This is a genomic window from Erythrobacter aureus (genome assembly GCF_003355455.1).
Taxonomy (GTDB): Bacteria; Pseudomonadota; Alphaproteobacteria; order Sphingomonadales; family Sphingomonadaceae; genus Qipengyuania; species Qipengyuania aurea.
The window spans coordinates 158,227-180,461 of record NZ_CP031357.1 but is presented as its reverse complement, the minus strand read 5'-3'; the positions used below and the strand labels follow the sequence as shown (position 1 = coordinate 180,461).

General features: G+C 61.8%; 15 protein-coding genes. 6 read left to right on the top strand and 9 right to left on the bottom strand.

Annotated features, from left to right (window positions below):
- The 4 genes from DVR09_RS00905 to DVR09_RS00890 all read right to left on the bottom strand — a co-directional run bounded on the left by DVR09_RS00905 (position 1) and on the right by DVR09_RS00890 (position 4,575).
- The gene (locus DVR09_RS00905; protein WP_115415269.1) at positions 1-816 is read right to left on the bottom strand and encodes an aspartyl/asparaginyl beta-hydroxylase domain-containing protein; all 816 of its coding nucleotides are present in this window, start codon (positions 814-816) and stop codon (positions 1-3) included.
- A 189-nt stretch (positions 817-1,005) separates the two neighbouring features.
- Positions 1,006-2,655, bottom strand: a complete 1,650-nt coding sequence (gene groL / locus DVR09_RS00900) for a chaperonin GroEL (RefSeq protein ID WP_115415268.1) — start codon at positions 2,653-2,655, stop codon at positions 1,006-1,008.
- 54 nt (positions 2,656-2,709) lie between these two features.
- Positions 2,710-2,997: a co-chaperone GroES gene (gene groES / locus DVR09_RS00895; protein WP_115415267.1), complete on the bottom strand. Its 288-nt coding sequence runs from the start codon at positions 2,995-2,997 to the stop codon at positions 2,710-2,712.
- Positions 2,998-3,147: 150 nt separating this feature from the next.
- The gene (locus DVR09_RS00890; RefSeq protein ID WP_234041492.1) at positions 3,148-4,575 is read right to left on the bottom strand and encodes an MATE family efflux transporter; all 1,428 of its coding nucleotides are present in this window, start codon (positions 4,573-4,575) and stop codon (positions 3,148-3,150) included.
- 305 nt (positions 4,576-4,880) lie between these two features.
- On the opposite strand from DVR09_RS00890, the gene DVR09_RS00885 reads away from it, so the two are divergent.
- Positions 4,881-5,597, top strand: a complete 717-nt coding sequence (locus DVR09_RS00885; protein ID WP_162814804.1) for a hypothetical protein — start codon at positions 4,881-4,883, stop codon at positions 5,595-5,597.
- Positions 5,598-5,728: 131 nt separating this feature from the next.
- On the opposite strand, the gene rplL is transcribed toward DVR09_RS00885, so the two are convergent.
- From rplL to DVR09_RS00860, 5 genes are all read right to left on the bottom strand, one after another.
- On the bottom strand, positions 5,729-6,106 hold the full coding sequence (rplL, locus tag DVR09_RS00880; protein WP_115415265.1) for a 50S ribosomal protein L7/L12: 378 nt from the start codon (positions 6,104-6,106) through the stop codon (positions 5,729-5,731).
- Between the two features lie 81 nt (positions 6,107-6,187).
- Positions 6,188-6,703, bottom strand: coding sequence for a 50S ribosomal protein L10 (gene rplJ, locus DVR09_RS00875; RefSeq protein WP_115415264.1), 516 nt, complete (start codon positions 6,701-6,703; stop codon positions 6,188-6,190).
- 307 nt (positions 6,704-7,010) lie between these two features.
- On the bottom strand, positions 7,011-7,814 hold the full coding sequence (locus tag DVR09_RS00870) for a hypothetical protein (protein WP_115415263.1): 804 nt from the start codon (positions 7,812-7,814) through the stop codon (positions 7,011-7,013).
- 5 nt (positions 7,815-7,819) lie between these two features.
- Positions 7,820-8,041, bottom strand: coding sequence for a helix-turn-helix domain-containing protein (locus DVR09_RS00865; protein ID WP_115415262.1), 222 nt, complete (start codon positions 8,039-8,041; stop codon positions 7,820-7,822).
- Positions 8,041-8,544 carry a DUF2975 domain-containing protein gene (locus DVR09_RS00860; RefSeq protein WP_162814803.1) on the bottom strand — a complete coding sequence of 168 codons (504 nt, stop codon included), beginning with the start codon at positions 8,542-8,544 and terminating at the stop codon, positions 8,041-8,043. The genes DVR09_RS00865 and DVR09_RS00860 overlap by 1 nt, the downstream gene beginning before the upstream one ends.
- 185 nt (positions 8,545-8,729) lie before the next feature.
- On the opposite strand from DVR09_RS00860, the gene DVR09_RS00855 reads away from it, so the two are divergent.
- The 5 genes from DVR09_RS00855 to gltX all read left to right on the top strand — a co-directional run bounded on the left by DVR09_RS00855 (position 8,730) and on the right by gltX (position 22,225).
- Positions 8,730-9,242, top strand: a complete 513-nt coding sequence (locus DVR09_RS00855; RefSeq protein WP_162814802.1) for a YybH family protein — start codon at positions 8,730-8,732, stop codon at positions 9,240-9,242.
- Between the two features lie 438 nt (positions 9,243-9,680).
- Complete coding sequence (gene rpoB / locus DVR09_RS00845; protein WP_115415258.1) at positions 9,681-13,886, top strand: DNA-directed RNA polymerase subunit beta; 4,206 nt, start codon at positions 9,681-9,683, stop codon at positions 13,884-13,886.
- 54 nt (positions 13,887-13,940) lie between these two features.
- The gene (gene rpoC / locus DVR09_RS00840) at positions 13,941-18,269 is read left to right on the top strand and encodes a DNA-directed RNA polymerase subunit beta' (RefSeq protein WP_115415257.1); all 4,329 of its coding nucleotides are present in this window, start codon (positions 13,941-13,943) and stop codon (positions 18,267-18,269) included.
- A gap of 289 nt (positions 18,270-18,558) precedes the next feature.
- On the top strand, positions 18,559-20,835 hold the full coding sequence (locus DVR09_RS00835) for a putative bifunctional diguanylate cyclase/phosphodiesterase (RefSeq protein ID WP_162814801.1): 2,277 nt from the start codon (positions 18,559-18,561) through the stop codon (positions 20,833-20,835).
- A 40-nt stretch (positions 20,836-20,875) separates the two neighbouring features.
- Positions 20,876-22,225 carry a glutamate--tRNA ligase gene (gltX, locus tag DVR09_RS00830; RefSeq protein WP_115415255.1) on the top strand — a complete coding sequence of 450 codons (1,350 nt, stop codon included), beginning with the start codon at positions 20,876-20,878 and terminating at the stop codon, positions 22,223-22,225.
- Positions 22,226-22,235 lie beyond the last annotated feature (10 nt).

The following is a 22,235-nucleotide window of genomic DNA, read 5'->3' as shown; positions in this document are numbered from 1 at the left end:
CTAGGCCGCGATCGCTTTTCTCACATCCTGAACGAATGCGGTGCGGCGGATGATCGAATAGAGCAGCCTGGCCGCCATGCGGCCCGACCGGCGCATCGGGCGGCGCACTTGCAGGAACAGGACCACGCGTGGTTCTTGCGTTTCGTTCCAGACTTCGTGTGGATTGGTCTCGTCGAACACCATCCACTCGCCCTCGGCCCAGCGTACCGGCGCCCCGTTCACTTCCATCTCGCAGCGATCGGGACCCCGCGGGACCGCAAGTCCGAGATGGCAATTGAGCCAGGCTTTGGTCAGTCCGCGATGGCGCGGGACGTGCGTGCCCGGCTCCATGATCGAGAAGAAGGCGACAACGAGCCCGGGTATCCGGTCGAGCATGGCAGCGGTCTGCGGGCACCGGGCGCGGTTTCCCTGGGCCTTGAAACCATAGCCTTCGAGGAAGAAGCTTTTCCAGGCAGAGCTGTTGGCAATTCGCCGATGGTCGGGCGAAAGCTTGCCGAATGCGGGTATCGAGCGACGCTCCATTAGGAGGGGCGCAAGTTCCTGTCTGACGATATGCCATTCGCGCTGCAACTCATCGAGACAGGGAAGGTACGAAGCGGGCAGGATCGCCTCGTCTCCGACCAGCGACTGGCGCGCAAACCAGCGATTGACCGGATCGCGCAGGCGTTTGCCCATGCGGATCAGAGCCGATTGCTTCGGCCTTGTATAGCGTTCCCGCGGCTCGGGGCGCGAGGCATCGTCGTTCGATCCATGCCGAGGCTCAAGCGTGTCCTCGCTACCATTCTGGCGGGGCAGGGTTGTCGGCCCATTCCTCATGAAACACGGGTTTATCCGAGCCGTCGACGCAATCCTTGGAATATCGCGCCAAATCGACACGAGCCGTTTGAGAGAGGACGAAGCGCTTGTGCGGAGCGCCGGGGCGTGGCGAGACAGGACGAATGAAAAGGCCCGGCAGGAGGACTGCTCCTGCCGGGCCAAATGCTGTCCGGTTGGTCGGGAAAAGGCTTAGAAGCCCATGCCGCCCATACCGCCCATGCCACCCATGTCGGGCATTGCCGGGGCGGCGCCCTTGTCTTCCGGCTTCTCGACGACTGCGGCCTCGGTCGTGATCAGCAGGCCGGCAACCGAAGCGGCGTCCTGCAGTGCCGTGCGCACAACCTTGGTCGGGTCGATAACACCGGCATTGACGAGGTTCTCGTATGTGTCGGTCGCAGCATTGAAGCCGAGCGAGGTGTCGTTCGCATCGGTCAGCTTGCCTGCGACAACGGCACCATCGTGACCGGCATTGGTCGCGATCTGGCGTACAGGAGCCTGCAGCGCCCGACGGATAATGTCGATGCCGCGGGTCTGGTCATCGTTTCCGCCCTCGAGGCCTTCCAGCGCCTTGGTGGCGTAGAGCAGGGCCGTGCCGCCGCCCGGAACGATACCTTCTTCAACGGCTGCGCGGGTTGCGTGCAGGGCGTCGTCGACGCGGTCCTTGCGTTCCTTCACTTCGACTTCGGTCGCACCGCCGACCTTGATCACCGCAACGCCGCCGGCGAGCTTGGCCAGGCGTTCCTGCAGCTTTTCGCGGTCGTAGTCCGAGCTGGTGTTGTCGATCTGCGTGCGGATTTCCGAAACGCGAGCCTTGATGTCGGCTTCGTCACCGGCGCCGTCGACGATGGTGGTGTTGTCCTTGTCGATGGTGACGCGCTTGGCTTCGCCGAGCATGCCGAGCGTGACGTTTTCGAGCTTGATGCCGAGATCTTCGGAAATCATCTCGCCCTTGGTCAGGATCGCGATGTCCTGCAGCATCGCCTTGCGGCGGTCGCCGAAGCCCGGAGCCTTGACGGCTGCAACCTTGAGGCCGCCGCGCAGCTTGTTGACCACGAGGGTCGCCAGCGCTTCGCCTTCGATGTCTTCCGCGATGATCAGCAGCGGACGGCCCGACTGGACAGCCGCTTCGAGAACGGGAAGCATCGACTGCAGGTTCGACAGCTTCTTTTCGTGGATCAGGATGTACGGGTTTTCGAGTTCGACCGTCATCTTGTCCGGGTTGGTGATGAAGTAGGGCGACAGGTAGCCGCGATCGAACTGCATGCCTTCGACGGTTTCGAGCTCGAATTCGAGACCCTTGCTCTCGTCGACGGTGATCACGCCTTCCTTGCCAACCTTTTCCATCGCTTCGGCGATCTTCTCGCCGACTTCACGGTCGCCATTGGCCGAAATGATGCCAACCTGCGCGATTTCGTTCGATCCGGAGACGTCCTTCGAACGGCTCTTGAGGTCTTCGACGACCTTGGTGACCGCAAGGTCGATGCCGCGCTTGAGGTCCATCGGGTTCATGCCGGCCGCGACCGATTTCATACCTTCGGTCACGATCGACTGGGCGAGGACGGTCGCGGTGGTGGTGCCGTCACCGGCGGCGTCGTTCGCCTTCGATGCGACTTCCTTGATCATCTGCGCGCCCATGTTCTCGAACTTGTCCTTAAGCTCGATTTCCTTGGCGACGGTGACGCCGTCCTTGGTGATGCGGGGGGCGCCGAAGCTCTTGTCGATCACGACATTGCGGCCCTTGGGACCCAGCGTGACCTTGACTGCATTGGCGAGGGTGTCGACGCCGCGCAGAATGCCTTCGCGCGCGTCGCGGCCGAACTTAACGTCCTTGGCTGCCATTGGTTTTTCTCCTGGAAATTATGTGTCTGGTAGGAAGCGAGAAAGGCTCGGCAATCAGCCGATGATCCCCATGATATCGCTTTCCTTCATGATCAGCAGGTCTTCGCCGTCGAGCTTGACTTCGGTGCCCGACCACTTGCCGAACAACACCCGATCACCGACCTTGACGTCGAGTGCGATACGGTCGCCGTCATCGTCCCGCGCGCCATCGCCGACAGCGACGATTTCGCCTTCGCTCGGCTTCTCCTGGGCGCTGTCGGGAATGATGATCCCGCCGGCGGTCTTCTGATCGGCTTCGATGCGACGGACCAGAACGCGGTCGTGCAGCGGACGAAATGCCATAATGATGACCTCTCTTCTAAGAGTGTGAAACAAGGATTGGCACTCCCACTCCGAGAGTGCCAGCGAGGCGCATTTGGGGACGCCTTTTCCTCGAGTCAACGGGGCGACGGCGAAAAAAGTTGCGATGCTTTCGCCGGGGTGTGCGCGTGTTCAGGCCAGGCGAGGGGGCCTGTCCGTCAGTCCGAGTTTTTCGCGCCGGTGCCAGCGCCACCCGAGCAGCGCGGCGGCAACCGTAAGGCCGGTGGCGAGCCCGATCCACACGCCCACCCCCTCCAGCGGGGTACGGAAACCGAGATAAAGCGAAAGGCCGATGCCGGGCACCCAATAGGCGAAGGCGGCGATCCACATGGGCACGCGCGTGTCCTGCAACCCGCGCAGTGCGCCCGCGGCGACCGCCTGCATCCCGTCGAACAACTGGAAGGCGGCGGCGATCACGATGTATTGTAGCGCAAAGCCGACCAGAACCGCGTTTTTCGGATCCCACGGGTCGATATAGATCGCCAGCAGTGGCTTGGGGATCACCACCATCGCAAGGGCCGTCAGCGCCATGAAACCGGTGCCCACGAAGATGGCGGTCCAGCCCGCGCGTTTCATACCGATGGAATCGCGTGCCCCGTAGAAATAGCCGACGCGGATCGTCGCGGCCTGACTGACCCCGAAGGGCACCTGAAAAGCAAGAGCGGCAATCTGCAGGGCTACCGTGTGGGCAGCCAACTGGGTTGCGCCGATATTGCCCATCAGAAAGGCGGCGGCACCGAAAATCCCCGCTTCGGCGGTGATGGTCAGCGCGATCGGCGTGCCGATGCGCGTGATATGCACAAACCGCTGCCAGTCGGGCGACCACCACCGCCCGAAGACGCGATAGCGATGCAGTTTCGGATCGAGGCGGATTACAAGGATATAGGCGGCGAGCGTGGTCAACGTGGTGAGGATCGTCGCTACCGCAGCGCCCTTGAGGCCGAGCTCGGGCGCGCCAAGATTGCCGAAGATGAAGGCATAGTTGGCGAGCGCGTTGACGAAGATGCCGGCTGCGGTGATCGCGGTGGCGAAGATCGGGCGGTCCAGCGTGGAGACGAAGCTGCGCAGCACGTTGTTGAACAGCATGGGTACCAGGCTGAGCACCAGCAACGTGTTGTATTCGATCGCCATGGCGATAATCTGTGGTTCCTGTCCGGTGATCCGCATCAGCGGGCCAAGCAGCAGGCACACTCCGATCCCGCCAATTCCCGAGATCAGCGCAAGCCAGAGCGCCATGCGCACCGAACGGCGGACCGGCCGCAATGCGGGCGCGCGCTCGCCCAGCTCGGCTGCCGCGACCGGTGCGACCGCGCCGGTCAGGCCGGATAAGGCCCACAAGACCATGCCGAAGAGCGCCACCGCCAAAGCCGAGGCCGCCAACTGATCCTGACCCAGCCGCGCGATGAAGATCACGTCGATCGCATAGGTCAGCATTTGCAACAGATTCGCCGCCGCCAGCGGCCAGCTCAGCCGCAGCGTCGCGACCAGTTCGTCGCGCCAGCCATCGCCGCCCGGTTCCGCAATGGTGGGCGTGGGCTCCATGGCGGTCTCGTGCGTCATGCAGCCGGACCGGATAGGCGAAGGACAGGTCCCGCTCAAACCGCCCGGAGCAATCGAGAGCAATTGGCGTCCCGCATGGTGCGCGCAAGCCACACTGCGCGATGCCCTGACCGGCACTGACCGAAAATTGGTCCGCTTGGGAGGTAACGGTGTGCGGGGCCTTCAACGGACTGGTCGATCGGCTCAGCAGCGCAGCCATGGTTCTGTACCAGACGGCCGACTGTGGTCGTCATGAGGGATCGAGAATCGGTTGGAAGTGACGCTGGCGACCGGTTCGATCTGAATCGGATGCAAGGAGAATTGGCTTGCCGACCGATCGCGGTCATCGATCGTCTGCCACAATAGGGAGAAAAACCATGGAGAACTCGGAAGCGGTCGAACCCGTCGCCGCATTGCAGAACTTCGTCACTCGTTTTGGCGAACAGCGACTGTTTTCGACACAAGCAAAAATCGTGACCTACACCGATCCGTTATACAATGTGATCGGAAGCAGCGGCGATCCCAAGATTCCCGGCTATCCGAGCTGGACTTACCTACTTCAACAGTTCGGTATAGGGGTGGGCACCAACGACCATTGTTATGTCGATCCCCAGATGCCCGACCATACGCATCCCGCGTTCCTGGTGGGCGGGCATATGACCCCGAATAAAGACGGCAGCGTCCCGTCGACCAACATCTGCTACCTGATGCCGCTGTGCAAATGGCACAATGGCAAAGGCAACAATCACGTGGCTTTCCCGCATTCGCTGACACAGATCCTCGAACTGTACGGCTACATGACGAGCGAGCCTGCCGCGACATTCCTGGCGCGCCTTTCCGGGCAAGCCCCGGCCGCGCTGATTTTCGCGGAGGCGCAGGGGCTGAAGTTTCAGACGCTGTCCGATGAGGATTTTTCGCGGATCAAGTCGGATTCGGTCGTCGATGCCCTGGGTTCCGGCGTGGCCGACAGGCACATTGTCCTTCGCCGCAGAGAAGATCGCGACGGTGTCTATTACACGGTCGACCAAGCTCAGCTCGACTAGGTTGGCCGGCCCGCCCGCCGGTGCGACCGGGATAGGAAAAAGGGCGGCGCCTCGCGGCGCCGCCCTTCGTCTGATCTCGCGAAACGAGATCGAAGCGTAAGCAGATCCCCGCGCGGGCGGGGAGCAGGAGCTTACTTGAGCTCGACGGTACCGCCGGCTGCTTCGATCTTGCCCTTGATTTCTTCGGCTTCCGCCTTGTTGACGCCTTCCTTGAGCGGCTTGGGCGCGCCTTCGACAAGAGCCTTGGCTTCCGAAAGGCCCAGGCCGGTGATGGCGCGGACTTCCTTGATGACCTGGATCTTCTTGCCACCGTCGCCGGTCAGGACGACGTCGAATTCGTCCTTTTCTTCGGCTGCGGCACCTGCGTCACCGCCAGCGGCGGGGCCGGCTACGGCAACAGCAGCGGCGGCGCTAACGCCCCACTCTTCTTCGAGCGCCTTGGCAAGCTCAGCGGCTTCCATGACGGTCAGCTTCGACAGTTCTTCAACAAGCTTGGCGATATCGGCCATGATGTTTCACTCCAAATATAAGGCCGGGGTGTCCGACGGACTTTGCCCCGATGAATATGTGTTCGTACGTCGAACCGGCTCTTACGCGGCTTCCTTGGCGCCATAGGCACCGAATACGCGTGCGAGCATCGAGGTGGGTTCCTTGATCGTGCGGACAACCTTGGTTGCCGGCGCTTTGACGAGGCCCACGATCGTGCCACGAAGTTCGTCGAGGCTGGGCATCGAGGCGAGCGCCTTGACCCCTGCTTCGTCGAGCTTCTGCGCGCCCATCGAACCGCCGACGATTTCGATCTTGTCGGTGGTCTTGGCGAACTCCACCACGGCCTTGGCCGCGGCAACCGGATCCTCGGAATAACCAAGGGCGGTCGGACCGGACAGGTACTCTTCGAGACCTGCGTAGTCGGTGTCCTTCAGGGCGAGCTTGGCAAGACGGTTCTTCGCAACCTGATAGGATGCACCGGCTTCACGCATCTTCGTACGTAATTCGGTCGACTGGGCGACCGTAAGGCCCAGGTTGCGGGTCACGACGACCACGCCTGCCTGGTTGAAGACTTCGCTGAGCTGGGCAACCGCGTCGGCTTTTTGCGAACGATCCATGCCATACTCCTTCACTATGGTCGTCCGCTTGGAAGCAGACGACCGGCTACGTTTGTCCATGCCACCTGAGCGACACGGGCGAGTCCGTTGAAGGGGAAGGAGTGCGCCAGATGGCGCGAAACGGTGATGCAGGCGCATCACCGGAAATTCTCTGTTCCCCGTCTAGGCTGGAAATTAAGAAGGCCAGATTGCCTTCACCAACTGTCTCGGACGGATGCACGGACGGGAATCGAAAAAGACCCGCCTTTGCGGGCGGGCCTTTAGCGGATCGGGCGCCTGCGTCAAGGGCGAAGGGCGGACAGGGCCGTCACAGGCCCCGCCGCGATTGCCCGGTGCGGGCCTTATGCCGGGTCGTGCCGGGCTGCCGGGCGACCACCTTGTTTGCGTGGCGCAGCTCCACCCACCGCGCAACCCGCACCATCGCGGCAGGGGTGATCGCAACGATCAGGCCCACCACCAGCGAATCGATGGCGAGGAGCGACCACAGCTCGGCGCCCTGCTTGCCCATCGCCCACTCATTGAGGTTCTGGTGCAGCAGGCTGACCGGGACACGCGTCAGCAGGAACAGCGGCAGCGCGAGGAAATAGAGCAGGCCGGTATGCCTGGCCGAACCGATCGGCCCGGCGATCCGGCCATCTGTCGCGGCCGCGACGACCCAGGCCATCAATAACGGTTCGACCAGCACCTGGCCGAGGCCGACAATGGTGCGAACGGTATCGACATGCTCCTCGCCGGCAAAATCGCGCGTGTAGAAAACGGCGGCGAACATAACGAGCGAATAGACAAGATACGGTGCGAAGCGCTTTGCCGCCGTACCCCGCGGGGCCAGTTGCCGCCCGTCGCGCTTCCCTGCAAAATGCCGGATGACGAAGAAGGCGCCGACATAGATCGAGATCATCTTCACCCAGCCGAACGCCATGCGCGCACCGTCCTGCGATACGGCGCGGGCGGTTTCTTCATCGGCGAACATGCCGATCCGCACTTCGACCACATGCTGGGCGAATTCCCACAGGATGATTGCAGCGAAAAGCCACGGAAGGGCTCTGATCGCGCGCAGGCTATCGATATAGCTGCCTGCAAGATCGGTGAAAAAACGACGTATCCATTGCATGTTTTTTACTCCCCGTATTTCAGCAGATCGCCCGGCTGGCATTCGAGTTCGCGACAAATCGCCTCGAGCGTGGAAAAACGGATGGCCTTGGCCTTGCCGGTTTTTAGGATGGACAGGTTCGCCAGTGTCAGTCCGATCCGTTCCGACAATTCGGTCAGCGTCATCTCGCGCTCGCGCAACAAGTCGTCGAGTTGGACGACGATATGGTGCATGTCTTCGCCCGGCATCAGACCGTGCCTTCCAGATCTTCACGCATGGCGGCGCCTTCGCGGAACACGCGCGCAAGCAGGAAGAGCAAGGGAACGGCCAGCCAGCCGGTGAGGGACAGCGTCCAGCCGAAATACTCTCCGCTTTGCGCGCTCGCCCAGACCGAAAGCTGCCCATGCGCCAGATCGACGAGATTTATCGCCAACAGCGCCCAGGCGACGATGGTGAGCCGATGCGCGTTGCGATCACTGAAAGCGGCGCCCGCCCGCGTATCCCGGACGATTGCAATCAGCCGTGTCAGGATGGCATGAACGGCAGCCGCAACGGGCAGTACGAGTGCGCAGGATACGGCGAGCCATATGAAGACCGCTTCGCCCCCTGTGGTCGAAAAGGCGTCGAGCAACTTTTCGCGGAAGTGGTTCGGGTCGATCACCAGCATCGCACCGAGAAGTGCGAACAGCGTGGCGACGATCCAGTTGAGCCAGTTGGCAACGCGCAGAACCCAGATGGTCGCTTCCAGCATGAGGCAATCTCCCTTATCGAAATTCGATATGACGGACATTTTTCATATCGTCAATCGATAATATCGAAATTCGATAATCTGCATTCGCATGTCATTCGCAGAATCGCGGATGACATTGGTGGAGCAGGCTTCGACCTCGTCGATCCGATAGGTCATTTATCGCCGGTCAGATGGGAGTGGTGTCCATGTTTCGCGTCTTGGCCGCTATTGCGGTGCTGGGTCTGGTCGGCTGTTCTTCTCCCTCGACCGATCCGCCCGCGAGAAGCGAGCCCTCCGCTCGGGCGAGTATGACCGCTGGCGACCGCGAGGCGCTGCGCGCACTCGACCAGAGCTATGGCAAGGCATGGCGGGAAAAAGGGGCCAAGGCGCAATCGGAAGCGCTGTTGGCGCTTTTCGCGCCAGATGCCGTGGTTTATCCGGGGGATGGAGCGCCGCCGATTTCAGGAATCGAGGCGTTGCACGGCTTCTGGTTCCCCGATGGCCCTCCATCGACCGAGGTCGAATATTTCGAGCGGCACGCGGACGCCATCGAAGGATCGCCCGCGCTGGCGGCGATCAGCGGCCGTAGCGAGATTGCTTTCACCTATGACGGCACTCGCTCCGTTCAGGAAGGTCACTACATCATTCATGCCCGGCCCGACGAAGCGGGCTATTGGAAGATCGAGCGGATGATGTGGAACAGTCGCCAGGTCGAGTAAGAGCCTGTCCGGTTCCCGCCGCTGCGCTCGTCATCATGGCCAATGGTCGGCCGTCCTTGTTCGTGATGGCACCCATCCATTCTTCGCTGCCATCGTCACGCCCCTTCCTAGCTTATCGCGTCGCCGTTTCCCTGCCCCGCCGCGCAGCGCCCGATTCCCCGGTTGACCCGTGCGCGCGCAAATCCTACATGCCCTCCGACCGCACGCTTCGAGCGAGTCCGATTCATGCGCGGGGATCGGGCACAGGATGGAAGCGGCGTTTCCATATTCGCGACGCTTGAGAAGCTGCAGCAGACCGCCGGGACCGGTGCGTCATCCGCTGCGGCCTTTTCGCGTCCCGGCTATGATCTCACGCGCATGAGGCACGAATTCCGAGGGGTTGTCCGCCCAAAGACGTGGACGATCTCCGGCGCATACGAGAAGAGGTAACTACCCCTTATGGCTACCAAGGCGAAGGCTCCGAAGAAGACCCGGGGCACGAACGCGCAGGGCACGGCGAAGCGTCGTATCCGCAAGATCTTCGGCGACATCCACGAAGTCGTCGACATGCCGAACCTGATCGAGGTCCAGCGCGAGAGCTACGAACAGTTCCTGCGCTCGAACAAGGAGATCGATTACGTCTCCGGCCTCGAAAAGACGCTGCGTTCGGTGTTCCCGATCCGCGACTTCGCCGGCACCGCCGAACTCGACTTCGTCCATTACGAACTCGAAGCGCCGAAATACGATATCGTCGAATGCCGCCAGCGCGGTATCACCTATGCCGCCCCGATGAAGGTCACGCTGCGCCTGATCGTCTTCGAGGTCGATCAGGAAACCGAGACCCGTTCGGTTCTCGATATCAAGGAGCAGGACGTTTACATGGGCGACATGCCGCTCATGACTTCGAACGGCACCTTCATCGTCAACGGCACCGAACGCGTCATTGTTTCGCAGATGCACCGTTCGCCGGGTGTGCTGTTCGATCACGACCGCGGCAAGACCCACAGCTCGGGCAAGCTCCTTTTCGCCGCCCGCATCATTCCGTATCGTGGGTCCTGGCTCGACTTCGAATTCGACGCCAAGGACGTGGTCAACGTGCGTATCGACCGCAAGCGCAAGCTGCCGGTCACCGCGCTGCTCTTCGCGCTCGGCCTCGACAGCGAAGACATTCTCGATCACTTCTACGACACCGTCACCTGGAAGCGTTCGACCGGCAAGAAAGGCGAAGGGTGGACCATTCCCTTCGTCCCCGAGAACTGGCGTGGCCAGAAGCCGGCCTTCCCGCTGGTCGATGCCAAGACCGGCGAGGAAGTTTTCCCCGCCGGGCAGAAGATCAGCCCGCGCGCGGCCAACAAGGCGGCCAAGGACGGGCTCGAAACGCTGCTGCTGCCGACCGAGGAAATCTTCGGCCGCTATGCTTCGCGCGACATGATCGACGAGAAGACGGGTCGCATCTATATCGAGGCAGGGGACGAGGTTTCGGCCGAGAACCTCGAAGTTCTCGACGCCGCCGGCATCGACGAAATGGTCCTGCTCGACATCGACCACGTCACCACCGGTCCGTGGATCCGCAACACGCTCAAGGTCGACAAGGCCGAGAACCGCGATGAGGGCCTCGAAGCGATCTACAAGGTGATGCGTCCGGGCGAACCGCCGACCAAGGAAACCGCCGAAGCGCTGTTCGAAGGCCTGTTCTTCGATAGCGAGCGCTACGACCTGTCGGCCGTTGGCCGGGTCAAGCTCAACATGCGCCTCGACCTCGATGCCGAAGACACCGTCACCACGTTGCGCAAGGAAGACATCCTCGCCGTTGTCAAGGAACTGGTCGACCTCAAGGACGGCAAGGGCGACGTCGACGACATCGACAATCTCGGCAACCGCCGCGTGCGGTCGGTCGGCGAACTGCTCGAAAACCAGTACCGCGTCGGCCTGCTGCGCATGGAGCGCGCGGTCAAGGAACGCATGAGCAGCGTCGACGTGTCGACCGTGATGCCGAACGACCTCATTAACGCGAAGCCGGCGGTTGCTGCCGTGCGCGAGTTCTTCGGTTCTTCGCAGCTCTCCCAGTTCATGGACCAGACCAACCCGCTGTCGGAAGTCACCCTCAAGCGCCGCGTGTCGGCGCTTGGCCCGGGCGGGCTCACCCGCGAGCGTGCGGGTTTCGAAGTCCGTGACGTTCACCCGACGCACTATGGCCGCATCTGTCCGATCGAAACGCCGGAAGGCCCGAACATCGGCCTGATCAACTCGCTGTCGACCTTCGCCCGCGTCAACAAGTACGGCTTCATCGAAACGCCGTATCGCAAGGTGGTTGACGGCAAGGTCACCGAGGAGGTGATCTACCTTTCCGCCATGGAAGAGCAGAAGCACACCGTGGCGCAGGCCTCGGCCGAGCTGACGGAAGATGGCAGCTTCGTGGAAGAGCTGGTCTCGGCCCGCCACGACGGTGACAACCTTATGGCGCCGCGCGAGAGCATCACGCTGATGGACGTCAGCCCCAAGCAGCTCGTTTCGGTCGCCGCATCGCTCATCCCGTTCCTGGAAAACGATGACGCCAACCGCGCACTCATGGGCTCGAACATGCAGCGCCAGGCGGTTCCGTTGGTCAAGGCGGAAGCGCCCTGGGTCGGCACCGGCATGGAAGAAACCGTTGCGCGCGATTCCGGCGCGGCCATCGCGGCGACCCGTGGCGGCATTGTCGACCAGGTCGACGCGACACGTATCGTCATCCGCGCGATCGGCGATGTCGAGCCCGGCCAGTCGGGCGTCGATATCTACACGCTGCAGAAGTTCCAGCGTTCGAACCAGAACACCTGCATCAACCAGCGCCCGCTGGTGAAGGTGGGGGAGACGGTCGCTCCTGGCGATATCATCGCCGATGGCCCTTCGACCGATCTCGGCGAACTGGCATTGGGCCGCAACAGCCTGGTCGCCTTCATGCCCTGGAACGGCTACAATTACGAGGATAGTATCCTCATCTCCGAACGTATCGTTAAGGACGACGTCTTCACCTCGATCCATATCGAGGAATTCGAAGTCATGGCCCGCGATACGAAGCTCGGCCCCGAAGACATCACCCGCGATATCCCCAATGTCGGCGAGGAAGCGCTGCGCAACCTCGACGAAGCGGGCATCGTCTATATCGGCGCCGAAGTGCATCCGGGCGATATCCTGTGCGGCAAGATCACACCCAAGGGCGAAAGCCCGATGACGCCGGAAGAAAAGCTCCTGCGCGCCATCTTTGGCGAAAAGGCCAGCGACGTGCGCGACACTTCGCTCCGCCTGCCCCCGGGCGTTGCCGGCACGGTCGTCGAAGTCCGCGTCTTCAACCGCCACGGTATCGAGATCGACGACCGTACGCGTGCGATCCAAAACGAGGAAATCGAACGCCTCCGTAAGGACTCGAACGACGAACGCGCCATCCTCAACCGTGCGACCTACAACCGCCTGCGCGACATGCTCGTCGGTCAAACCGCTTCGGCAGCGCCCAAGGGTGTGAAGAAGGGCAGCGAGATCACCGAAGAGGTGCTCGAGGGTGTCGACAAGCACGAGTGGTTCAAGTTTGCCGTGGCCGACGATGGTCGCCAAGCGCAGCTCGAAGCGGTCAAGTCGCAGTACGACGAGGCGGTCAAGTTCATCGAAGAGAAGTTCGAGGACCGTAAGGAAAAGCTCGAACGCGGCGACGAACTCGCCCCGGGCGTGCTCAAGATGGTCAAGGTCTTCGTCGCGGTGAAGCGCAAGCTGCAGCCGGGCGACAAGATGGCCGGCCGCCACGGGAACAAGGGTGTGATTTCGCGCATCCTCCCGGTCGAGGACATGCCGTTCCTCGAAGACGGAACCCCGGTCGATATCGTGCTCAATCCGCTGGGCGTGCCTTCACGCATGAATGTCGGGCAGATCTTCGAAACGCATCTCGGCATGGCGGCTCGCAATCTGGGCCACCAGATCGGCGAGCAGCTCGAAGAGTGGAAGCGCGCGAACCCCAATGCTTCGGAAGACTATGCCAAGGCCAAGCCGCCCGAAGCGGTCATCGAGCGCCTCAAGACTGTCTATGGCGAGGAATATCACGATGCGATCGACAGCCGCTCGACCGCCGAAGTGGTCGAACTGGCCGGCAACCTAACCGCAGGCGTCCCGATGGGCACACCGGTGTTCGACGGTGCACGCGAAGGCGACGTGACCATTGAGCTCGAAAAGGCAGGGCTCCACAGTTCGGGCCAGTCGGTGCTGTTCGACGGACGCACGGGTGAAGCTTTCGACCGCAAGGTCACCGTGGGCATCATCTACATGCTCAAGCTGCACCACCTCGTCGACGACAAGATCCACGCCCGCTCGATCGGCCCCTACAGCCTCGTCACCCAGCAGCCGCTGGGCGGTAAGGCCCAGTTCGGCGGCCAGCGCTTCGGGGAAATGGAGGTCTGGGCGCTCCAGGCTTACGGCGCCGCCTACACGCTGCAGGAAATCCTCACCGTGAAGTCGGACGACGTGATCGGCCGGACCAAGGTCTACGAAGCGATCGTCAAAGGCGACGACACCTTCGAGGCGGGCATTCCCGAGAGCTTCAACGTGCTCGTCAAGGAGATGCGCAGCTTGGGCCTCAACGTCGAACTCAAGTCGCTGGCCGACGATGAGGATGACGACGGCTTCGCGATCGCGGCGGAATAAGGGGCTTCGGTCCCCATCTCCGCCCCAGGAATTCACCCGTTAAGGGAATAAGTCATGAACGAACTGACCAAATTCACCAACCAGCTCGCGAAGCCCGAAACCTTCGACGAGATCCAGATCGGCATCGCCAGCCCCGAGCGCATCCGCTCGTGGTCCTTCGGCGAAATCAAGAAGCCGGAAACGATCAACTACCGCACGTTCAAGCCCGAACGTGACGGCCTGTTCTGCGCGCGCATCTTCGGTCCGGTGAAGGATTACGAATGCCTGTGCGGCAAGTACAAGCGCATGAAGTATAAGGGCGTCGTCTGCGAGAAGTGCGGCGTCGAAGTGACCGTCACCAAGGTCCGCCGCGAGCGCATGGGCCATATCGAACTGGCCGCGCCGGTCGCGCATATCTGGTTCCTGAAGTCGCTGCCTTCGCGCATCGGCCTGCTGCTCGACATGCAGTTGAAGCAGCTCGAGCGCGTGCTGTATTTCGAAAGCTACATCGTCACCGAGCCCGGCCTGACGCCGCTGGAGAAGTTCCAGCTCCTCACCGAAGACGAACTGCTCGAAGCGCAGGACGAGTATGGCGAAGACGCCTTCAGCGCCGGGATCGGCGCCGAAGCGGTCAAGATCATGCTGATGGATCTCGATCTCGAGCAGGAGAAAGAGGACCTGCTGGAAGAGCTCGCGACCACCAAGTCCAAGCTCAAGCCGGCCAAGATCATCAAGCGCCTGAAGGTCGTCGAAAGCTTCATCGAATCGGGCAATCGCCCCGAATGGATGATCCTCGAAGTCGTGCCGGTCATTCCGCCCGAGCTGCGCCCGCTGGTGCCGCTGGACGGTGGTCGTTTCGCGACTTCGGACCTCAACGACCTTTACCGTCGTGTGATCAACCGCAACAACCGTTTGAAACGCCTGATGGAACTGCGCGCGCCGGACATCATCGTCCGCAACGAAAAGCGCATGCTGCAGGAAGCGGTCGACGCATTGTTCGACAACGGCCGCCGTGGCCGCGTCATCACCGGCGCCAACAAGCGTCCGCTGAAGTCGCTGTCCGACATGCTCAAGGGTAAGCAGGGCCGCTTCCGTCAGAACCTGCTCGGCAAGCGCGTCGACTATTCTGGTCGTTCGGTCATCGTGACCGGCCCCGAACTTAAGCTGCACCAGTGCGGCCTGCCGAAGAAGATGGCGCTCGAACTGTTCAAGCCGTTCATCTACGCCCGCCTCGACGCCAAGGGTCTTTCGATGACCCTCAAGCAGGCGAAGAAGTGGGTCGAGAAGGAGCGCAAGGAGGTCTGGGACATTCTCGACGAGGTCATTCGCGAGCACCCCGTCCTCCTCAACCGTGCGCCGACGCTTCACCGCCTCGGCATCCAGGCATTCGAGCCCGTGTTGATCGAAGGCAAGGCGATCCAGCTTCACCCGTTGGTCTGCGCAGCCTTCAACGCCGACTTCGACGGTGACCAGATGGCCGTTCACGTGCCGCTTTCGCTGGAAGCCCAGCTCGAAGCGCGCGTGCTGATGATGTCGACCAACAACATCCTCTCGCCCGCCAACGGCAAGCCGATCATCGTACCTTCGCAGGACATGGTGTTGGGTCTCTATTACCTCTCGATGGAGCGGCAGGAAGGCAAGCCCGAGTATGTCGAGGATGCCGACGGTAATAAGGTCGAGAAGCTGCAGATGTTCAGCGACATGGCCGAAGTGCACCAGGCGCTCGAGACCAAGCAGGTCTCGCTCCACACCAAGATCCTCGCCCGCGTTCCGCAGGCGGACGAGGACGGCAACATCGTCATGAAGCGGTTCGAAACGACTGCCGGCCGCATGCTGATCGGCGAATGCCTGCCGAAGAACCACAAGGTTCCTTTCGACATCGTCAACCGCCTGCTGACGAAGAAGGACATCGCCGACGTGATCGACGAGGTCTATCGTCACACCGGCCAGAAGGACACGGTGCTGTTCGCCGACGCCATCATGGCGCTTGGCTTCCGCCACGCGTTCAAGGCCGGTATCTCCTTCGGCAAGGATGACATGATCATCCCCGAGGAAAAGGATGGCCTGGTCGATGAAACCAAGGCGCTGGTTGCCGATTACGAGCAGCAGTACCAGGACGGCCTGATCACCCAGCAGGAAAAGTACAACAAGGTCATCGACGCCTGGAGCCGCTGCGGCGACCAGGTGGCCGATGCCATGATGGAGAAGATCAAGGCCCGCCCGATCGGCAAGGACGGCGTCCAGGCCGAGATCAACTCGATCTACATGATGGCCCACTCGGGCGCGCGCGGTAGCCCTGCTCAGATGAAGCAGCTTGCCGGTATGCGCGGCCTGATGGCCAAGCCGTCGGGCGAGATCATCGAAAACCCGATCATCTCGAACTTCAAGGAAGGTCTCAACGTTCTTGAATACTTCAACTCGACCCACGGCGCCCGCAAGGGCCTGGCGGATACCGCGTTGAAGACGGCGAACTCGGGCTATCTGACACGCCGCCTGGTCGACGTGTCGCAGGACTGCACCATCGTGGTCGACGACTGTAAGACCGAAAACTCGCTCGACATGCGCGCCATCGTGCAGGGCGGTTCGGTCATCGCATCGCTCGGCGAACGTATCCTGGGCCGCACCGTGGCCGAGGACATCGTCAATGCGGCCACCGGCGAAGTCATCGCCAAGGCCGGTACGCTGCTGGACGAACCGATGATCAAGCTCATCGAGGAAGCCGAAGTCCAGGTTGCCAAGATCCGCAGCCCGCTGGTCTGCGAAGCCCGGCACGGCGTCTGCGCCACCTGCTACGGCCGTGACCTGGCGCGCGGTACGCCGGTCAATATCGGTGAAGCCGTGGGCGTCATCGCCGCGCAGTCGATCGGTGAACCCGGTACGCAGCTTACCATGCGTACCTTCCACATCGGCGGCGCCGCGCAGCTCAACGAGACCTCGCATCTCGAAGCGGTGTCTGACGGCAAGGTCGTCTATCGCGACATGCCGACCATCACCGACAAGAAGGGCCGCATCCTGTCGCTCGCGCGCAATGGCGAACTGGCGGTGATCGATGCCGAGGGCCGCGAACGCGAAATCCATAAGGTGCCTTACGGTACTGTGCTGATGCACAAAGATGGCGGCAAGGTGAAGGAAGGCGATCGTCTGGCGGAATGGGATCCGTTCAGCCTGCCGATCATCACCGAAACCTCGGGCGTGGTGAAGTTTCAGGACCTCATCGATGGCACGACCATGGAAGAGCGCGTCGACGATGCCACGGGTATCGCCCAGCGTGTGGTTACCGAAACCAAGACCACCGGCCGCAAGAAGAACGAAGATCTGCGTCCGCGCCTGACCCTGTTCAACGATGCGGGCGACGAGAGCGAGGCCGCGCGTTACATGCTGGCGCCGGGCACCGCGCTTTCGGTCGAGGACGGGGCCGAGGTCCAGGCGGGCGACATTCTGGCTCGCGCCAGCCGCGAAGCTGCCAAAACCCGCGACATCACCGGCGGTCTGCCGCGGGTTGCCGAACTGTTCGAGGCACGTCTTCCGAAGGACAATTCGGTCATCGCCAAGATTTCGGGCAAGATCGAATTCGTTCGCGAATACAAGGCGAAGCGCAAGATTGCGATCGTGCCGGAGGAAGGTGATGCAGTCGAGTACCTGATCCCCAAGACCAAGGTGATCGACGTGCAGGAAGGCGACTTCGTGAAGAAGGGTGACACCCTGATTTCCGGTTCGCCCAATCCGCACGACATCCTCGAGGTTCTGGGCGTCGAGGCGCTGGCCGAATATCTCGTCAACGAAATCCAGGAAGTCTACCGACTGCAGGGTGTGAAGATCAACGACAAGCACATTGAGGTGATTGTTCGCCAGATGCTGCAGAAGGTCGAGATCACCGACGGTGGCGACACCGTGCTGCTGCCGGGCGAACAGGTCGATCTGGAAGAGCTGAACGAAACCAACTCGAAGCTGGGCCGGAACAAGCAGCCCGCAGTGGGCACGCCGATCCTGCTGGGCATCACCAAGGCCAGCCTGCAAACGCGTTCGTTCATCTCCGCCGCTTCGTTCCAGGAAACCACGCGCGTGCTTACGCAGGCCGCGGTCGAAGGGAAGAAGGACACGCTGGTCGGCCTGAAGGAAAACGTGATCGTGGGCCGTCTCATCCCGGCGGGCACCGGCGCGGGCATGAACCGCATGCGTATCACCGCCTCGAGCCGCGATGCCGCCCTGCGCGCCCAGTGGAAGAAAACACAGGAGGCGATCATCGCCGCCAACACTGCAGAGGAAGAGCATGAGGCGGAACTCGCCCAGGGCCCCGAAGCGGCAATCGGCGATGATCCGCTGGCGAGCGTCGAAGGCGAAACGCACGGCACCGATGCCGATGCTGGCGATTACCTCAACGAGGACGCCAAGGACGGCGAATAAGCCGACCTTGCCGGCATGAGGCTGAAAATTGGAAGGCCCCGGTGGAGCGATCCACCGGGGCGTTTCGCATGACACGTCAAACGTGGGTGCTCATCCAACCAGGGATAGGGGGCCATTCGACCGAACGACGTGTACTGACGATGACTTTCCTGTAACTAGACAAAGCATTGACGAAATATGACGGGAATGCGACAAATCGCAATGGTCCGGGGGAATTATGGGCGAACCGAACGGATTGAAATCTCCGATCGATGCCAACGAGTTGGAAAAGCTTAAGCTTTTCTGGCGAATGCGTACCTTCAAAAGCGGCGTGACAATTACGTTGCCGCCGACTTTTGCGGCTATTTCCATTCTCCTTTACGTATTTCTCGACGACGCGTCGCCTTCCGTGTTGTTTGGCTGGGCCTTCTTCCAGTGCGCGCTGCTCGCGGCTTTCATCTGGCTTGTTCGGGGCGTGGGGACCGAAGAATTCGATCTCGCACGGGCGCGGCGTGACTGGTGGCGGATCAGCCTGCTCCAACTGGTCAGCAGCTTGGCCTGGATGGCCATGTTTCCGTATTTGGCACTTGTGGTGCGGAATACGGAACTCGCCGTACTCACCGCGGTCGCCACGGCGATCTTCTTCGCAGTCGCGCTGGTCACGCGAGCGGCGCCGCGCTTGGCGGTGTTCCACATTGTCGGAATGTCGGTATCGCTATTGTCGGCGACGTATCTGATCGCCGGGTTCGAAGGGTGGCCGACCGCCCTGCTCACTGTCATTTTCGCCAGTTCTCTCCTGCTACTGACCTTCGAAGAGGAACGGGCCTTCGCGCGATCCATCGCTGGCGAGATGAAGAGGGAGGAAGCGGAATCGACCGTCCGTCTCTTGCTCAATGACTATGAGGAGCAATCGTCAGACTGGCTGTGGACGGTCGATGCGGAGGGGAAACTGCGCGACGTGAGTGCGCGGTTCGCCGCGGCTACCGGGAGCGAAGTCGACGTTCTGGAGAGTAGCGTATTCATCGATCTCTTCATGCCTTCGGAGGAACGCGACAGTCTTGCGCGGCACGTGGCGGACCGCAGCCGTTTTCGCGATCTGGTTGTCAAACTGAGAGTTGATGGAGAAACCCGTTGTTGGAAACTCTCGGCGCGGCCGCGATACGATGGCTGGATGAGCGGGGTCGCGCGCGATGTGACCAGCGATCAGCTGGTCGAAGAGCGCGTCGCCTTCATGGCGCATTACGATAATCTCACCGGCCTGGCCAACCGGTATCTCTTCAATGACCGGTTGCGCAATGCTCTGTCGACGGGCGATCGCGCCCGCAATGTGGTGCTGTTCTATCTCGATCTGGACGATTTCAAGGCGATCAACGACACGCGCGGCCATCTCGTCGGCGACCGCTTGCTGCGAGAAGTCGGAACGCGGCTCGAACAGGAGGTTCGGGGCCAGGATCTTGTCGCGCGTCTGGGAGGGGACGAATTTGCCGTTCTGCTCGAAGCGCGCGGTGGCGCCGGTATGCTGATAGAACGTGCCCATCGCTTTCTCGCGGTCATTCGCGAGCCCTTTGAAATCGATGGTCATTTCTACCGAATTTCGGGAAGTATCGGGATTGCCAAATGCACGGATGGCAATTGCGAGGCGCAGGAACTCATGCGTTGCGCGGACCTGGCATTGTTTGCTGCGAAGGAAAAGGGGCGCGATACACTCGCACTGTACGACCAAGCGCTCGACCGCGCCGCGCGCGAGCGACGGGACATCGAAGCCGATTTGCGCGAAGTGATCGCGCGCGGCCAACTCGGGCTGCACTATCAGCCGGTCATCAATCTCGATACGGGCAAGATTGCCGGCTACGAAGCGCTTTTGCGCTGGTACCACCCGCAACGCGGCATCATGACCCCGTCGGAATTTCTCTACGTGGCGGAAGAAACGGGCATGATCGTTCCGATCGGGGAATGGGTCATCCGGCAGGCGCTCGCCGAAACCGCCGAGTGGGACGGGAGTTTCCGCATTGCGATCAACCTTTCCCCCACCCAGATGCGCAGCCCCCACCTCGCCGAGGTCGTGGCGCAGGCGATCCACGCCCATGGCACCGATCCGGAGCGGGTGGAATTCGAAATCACCGAGCATGTTCTGTTGCAGGAAAATGGGGTTTGTACCGGCAATCTCGAAAAGCTCCGCGAACTGGGCACCAAGATCGCTCTCGACGATTTCGGCATCGGCTATTCTTCGCTCAGCTACCTGCGGCGTTTCCCGTTCGACCGGATAAAGATCGATCGCGCCTTCGTGGACGGGATCGATTCCTCGGCGGATAATCAGGCAATCGTCGCCAGCATTACCCGGCTGGCCGAGGCGCTGGGCATGGCAACCACGGCCGAAGGTATCGAAACGCGCGCGCAGCTCGATCTCTTGCGCAAACTGGGATGCGAGGAGGCGCAGGGTTATCTTATCTGCGAACCCGTCCCCGGTGAACACTTCGAGACGCCCGATGCGGTCACCGCCGCCATGCGCGGCGAGGACAGTTGCCTGCTCGATTATCGTAAATCGCGCGAGGCCGTGCTGAAACGTCGCGCCAAACGCGCCAGCTGACCTCTCGCCAAGCGGCGTACCCTCCGCTATCGGCGCGGATATGACCATCGTCACCCGTTTCGCACCTTCGCCCACAGGGCGGCTCCATGTCGGCAATATCCGCACCGCGTTGCACAATTGGATGCTGGCCAAGAAAAACGGCGGCACTTTCCTGCTGCGGATCGATGATACCGATGCCGAGCGTAGCCGCGAGGATTATATCGAGGCGATCCGCGCCGATCTGGCATGGCTGGGCATCGTGCCCGACGCCGAGGAACGTCAGTCATTGCGGCTCGCGAAATATCAAGCGGCGTTCGACGCGCTGAAACAGGCGGGCCAGGTCTACCCTTGCTATGAATCGCCGCAGGAGCTCGAGCTCAAGCGCAAGATCCGGCTGGGGCGTGGCTTGCCGCCGATCTACGATCGTGGCGCGCTGGATCTGAGCGAAGAGGAACGGGCAGCGAAAGAGGCCGCAGGAAGCGTACCCCACTGGCGCTTCAAGCTCGAACATGACGAACCGATCGCTTGGAACGACGGCGTTCGCGGTGCACAGAAATTCGATCCGGCGCAATTGTCCGATCCGGTCATCCGCCGGGCCGATGGCAGTTGGCTCTATATGCTGCCGAGCGCAGTCGACGATCTCGACATGGGCGTGACCGATGTGCTGCGCGGCGAGGATCATGTTTCCAACACCGCAGTTCAAATTCAGATGTTTACCGCGCTTATTGCTGCGCAATATCCGGCGCGCCAGATGCCTGCTTTCGCGCATGAGGCGCTGCTGGTCGGCAAGGAGGGCAAACTGTCCAAGCGCCTCGGCTCGCTCGGCTGCGATGCCTTTCGCGAGCGGGACATAGAGCCGACGGCTATCATTGCATTGCTGGCGCGACTCGGGACTTCATTGCCCGTCGAACCGATCGCCGATCGGGCAGTGCTGCTCGACACGTTCGACCTGTCGACCTTCGGGCGTGCTCCCGCAAAGTTCGACGAGACAGAGCTGGAGCGTATCAATGCCGCGCTGGTGCATCAGCTCGCTTTCGCCGATGTGGCAGACCGGCTGACGGACGGCATCGACGAAGCCGGCTGGCATGCGATCCGGCCGAATCTCTCGCATGTATCCGAGGCCGCCGAATGGTGGCGGCTGGTGATCGGCCCGATCGAACAGCCCGAGCTTTCGGAAGACGACCGTGCCTATCTCGAAGAAGCGGCCAGACTGCTCGAATGGGGCGACGAACCCTGGCGCGCTCTCACAGGGGCGCTGAAAGAGGCCACGGGACGAAAGGGCAAGAGCCTGTTCCTGCCCCTGCGACAGGCCTTGACGGGTATGGCCCACGGCCCCGACATGGGAGAGTTGCTGCCGCTGATCGGCGAAGAGCAGGCACGCAAGCGGCTGGAGGCAGCCGCACGGGGATAGGAAGGACTAC

Bases quoted from the DNA above. Each gene is read 5' to 3' on its own strand.
- DVR09_RS00905 (WP_115415269.1), bottom strand. From the start codon at position 816: ATGAGGAATGGGCCGACAACCCTGCCCCGCCAGAATGGTAGCGAGGAC.
- groL (WP_115415268.1), bottom strand. From the start codon at position 2,655: ATGGCAGCCAAGGACGTTAAGTTCGGCCGCGACGCGCGCGAAGGCATT.
- groES (WP_115415267.1), bottom strand. From the start codon at position 2,997: ATGGCATTTCGTCCGCTGCACGACCGCGTTCTGGTCCGTCGCATCGAA.
- DVR09_RS00890 (WP_234041492.1), bottom strand. From the start codon at position 4,575: ATGACGCACGAGACCGCCATGGAGCCCACGCCCACCATTGCGGAACCG.
- rplL (WP_115415265.1), bottom strand. From the start codon at position 6,106: ATGGCCGATATCGCCAAGCTTGTTGAAGAACTGTCGAAGCTGACCGTC.
- rplJ (WP_115415264.1), bottom strand. From the start codon at position 6,703: ATGGATCGTTCGCAAAAAGCCGACGCGGTTGCCCAGCTCAGCGAAGTC.
- DVR09_RS00870 (WP_115415263.1), bottom strand. From the start codon at position 7,814: ATGCAATGGATACGTCGTTTTTTCACCGATCTTGCAGGCAGCTATATC.
- DVR09_RS00865 (WP_115415262.1), bottom strand. From the start codon at position 8,041: ATGCCGGGCGAAGACATGCACCATATCGTCGTCCAACTCGACGACTTG.
- DVR09_RS00860 (WP_162814803.1), bottom strand. From the start codon at position 8,544: ATGCTGGAAGCGACCATCTGGGTTCTGCGCGTTGCCAACTGGCTCAAC.
- DVR09_RS00855 (WP_162814802.1), top strand. From the start codon at position 8,730: ATGTTTCGCGTCTTGGCCGCTATTGCGGTGCTGGGTCTGGTCGGCTGT.
- rpoB (WP_115415258.1), top strand. From the start codon at position 9,681: ATGGCTACCAAGGCGAAGGCTCCGAAGAAGACCCGGGGCACGAACGCG.
- rpoC (WP_115415257.1), top strand. From the start codon at position 13,941: ATGAACGAACTGACCAAATTCACCAACCAGCTCGCGAAGCCCGAAACC.
- DVR09_RS00835 (WP_162814801.1), top strand. From the start codon at position 18,559: ATGCGTACCTTCAAAAGCGGCGTGACAATTACGTTGCCGCCGACTTTT.
- gltX (WP_115415255.1), top strand. From the start codon at position 20,876: ATGACCATCGTCACCCGTTTCGCACCTTCGCCCACAGGGCGGCTCCAT.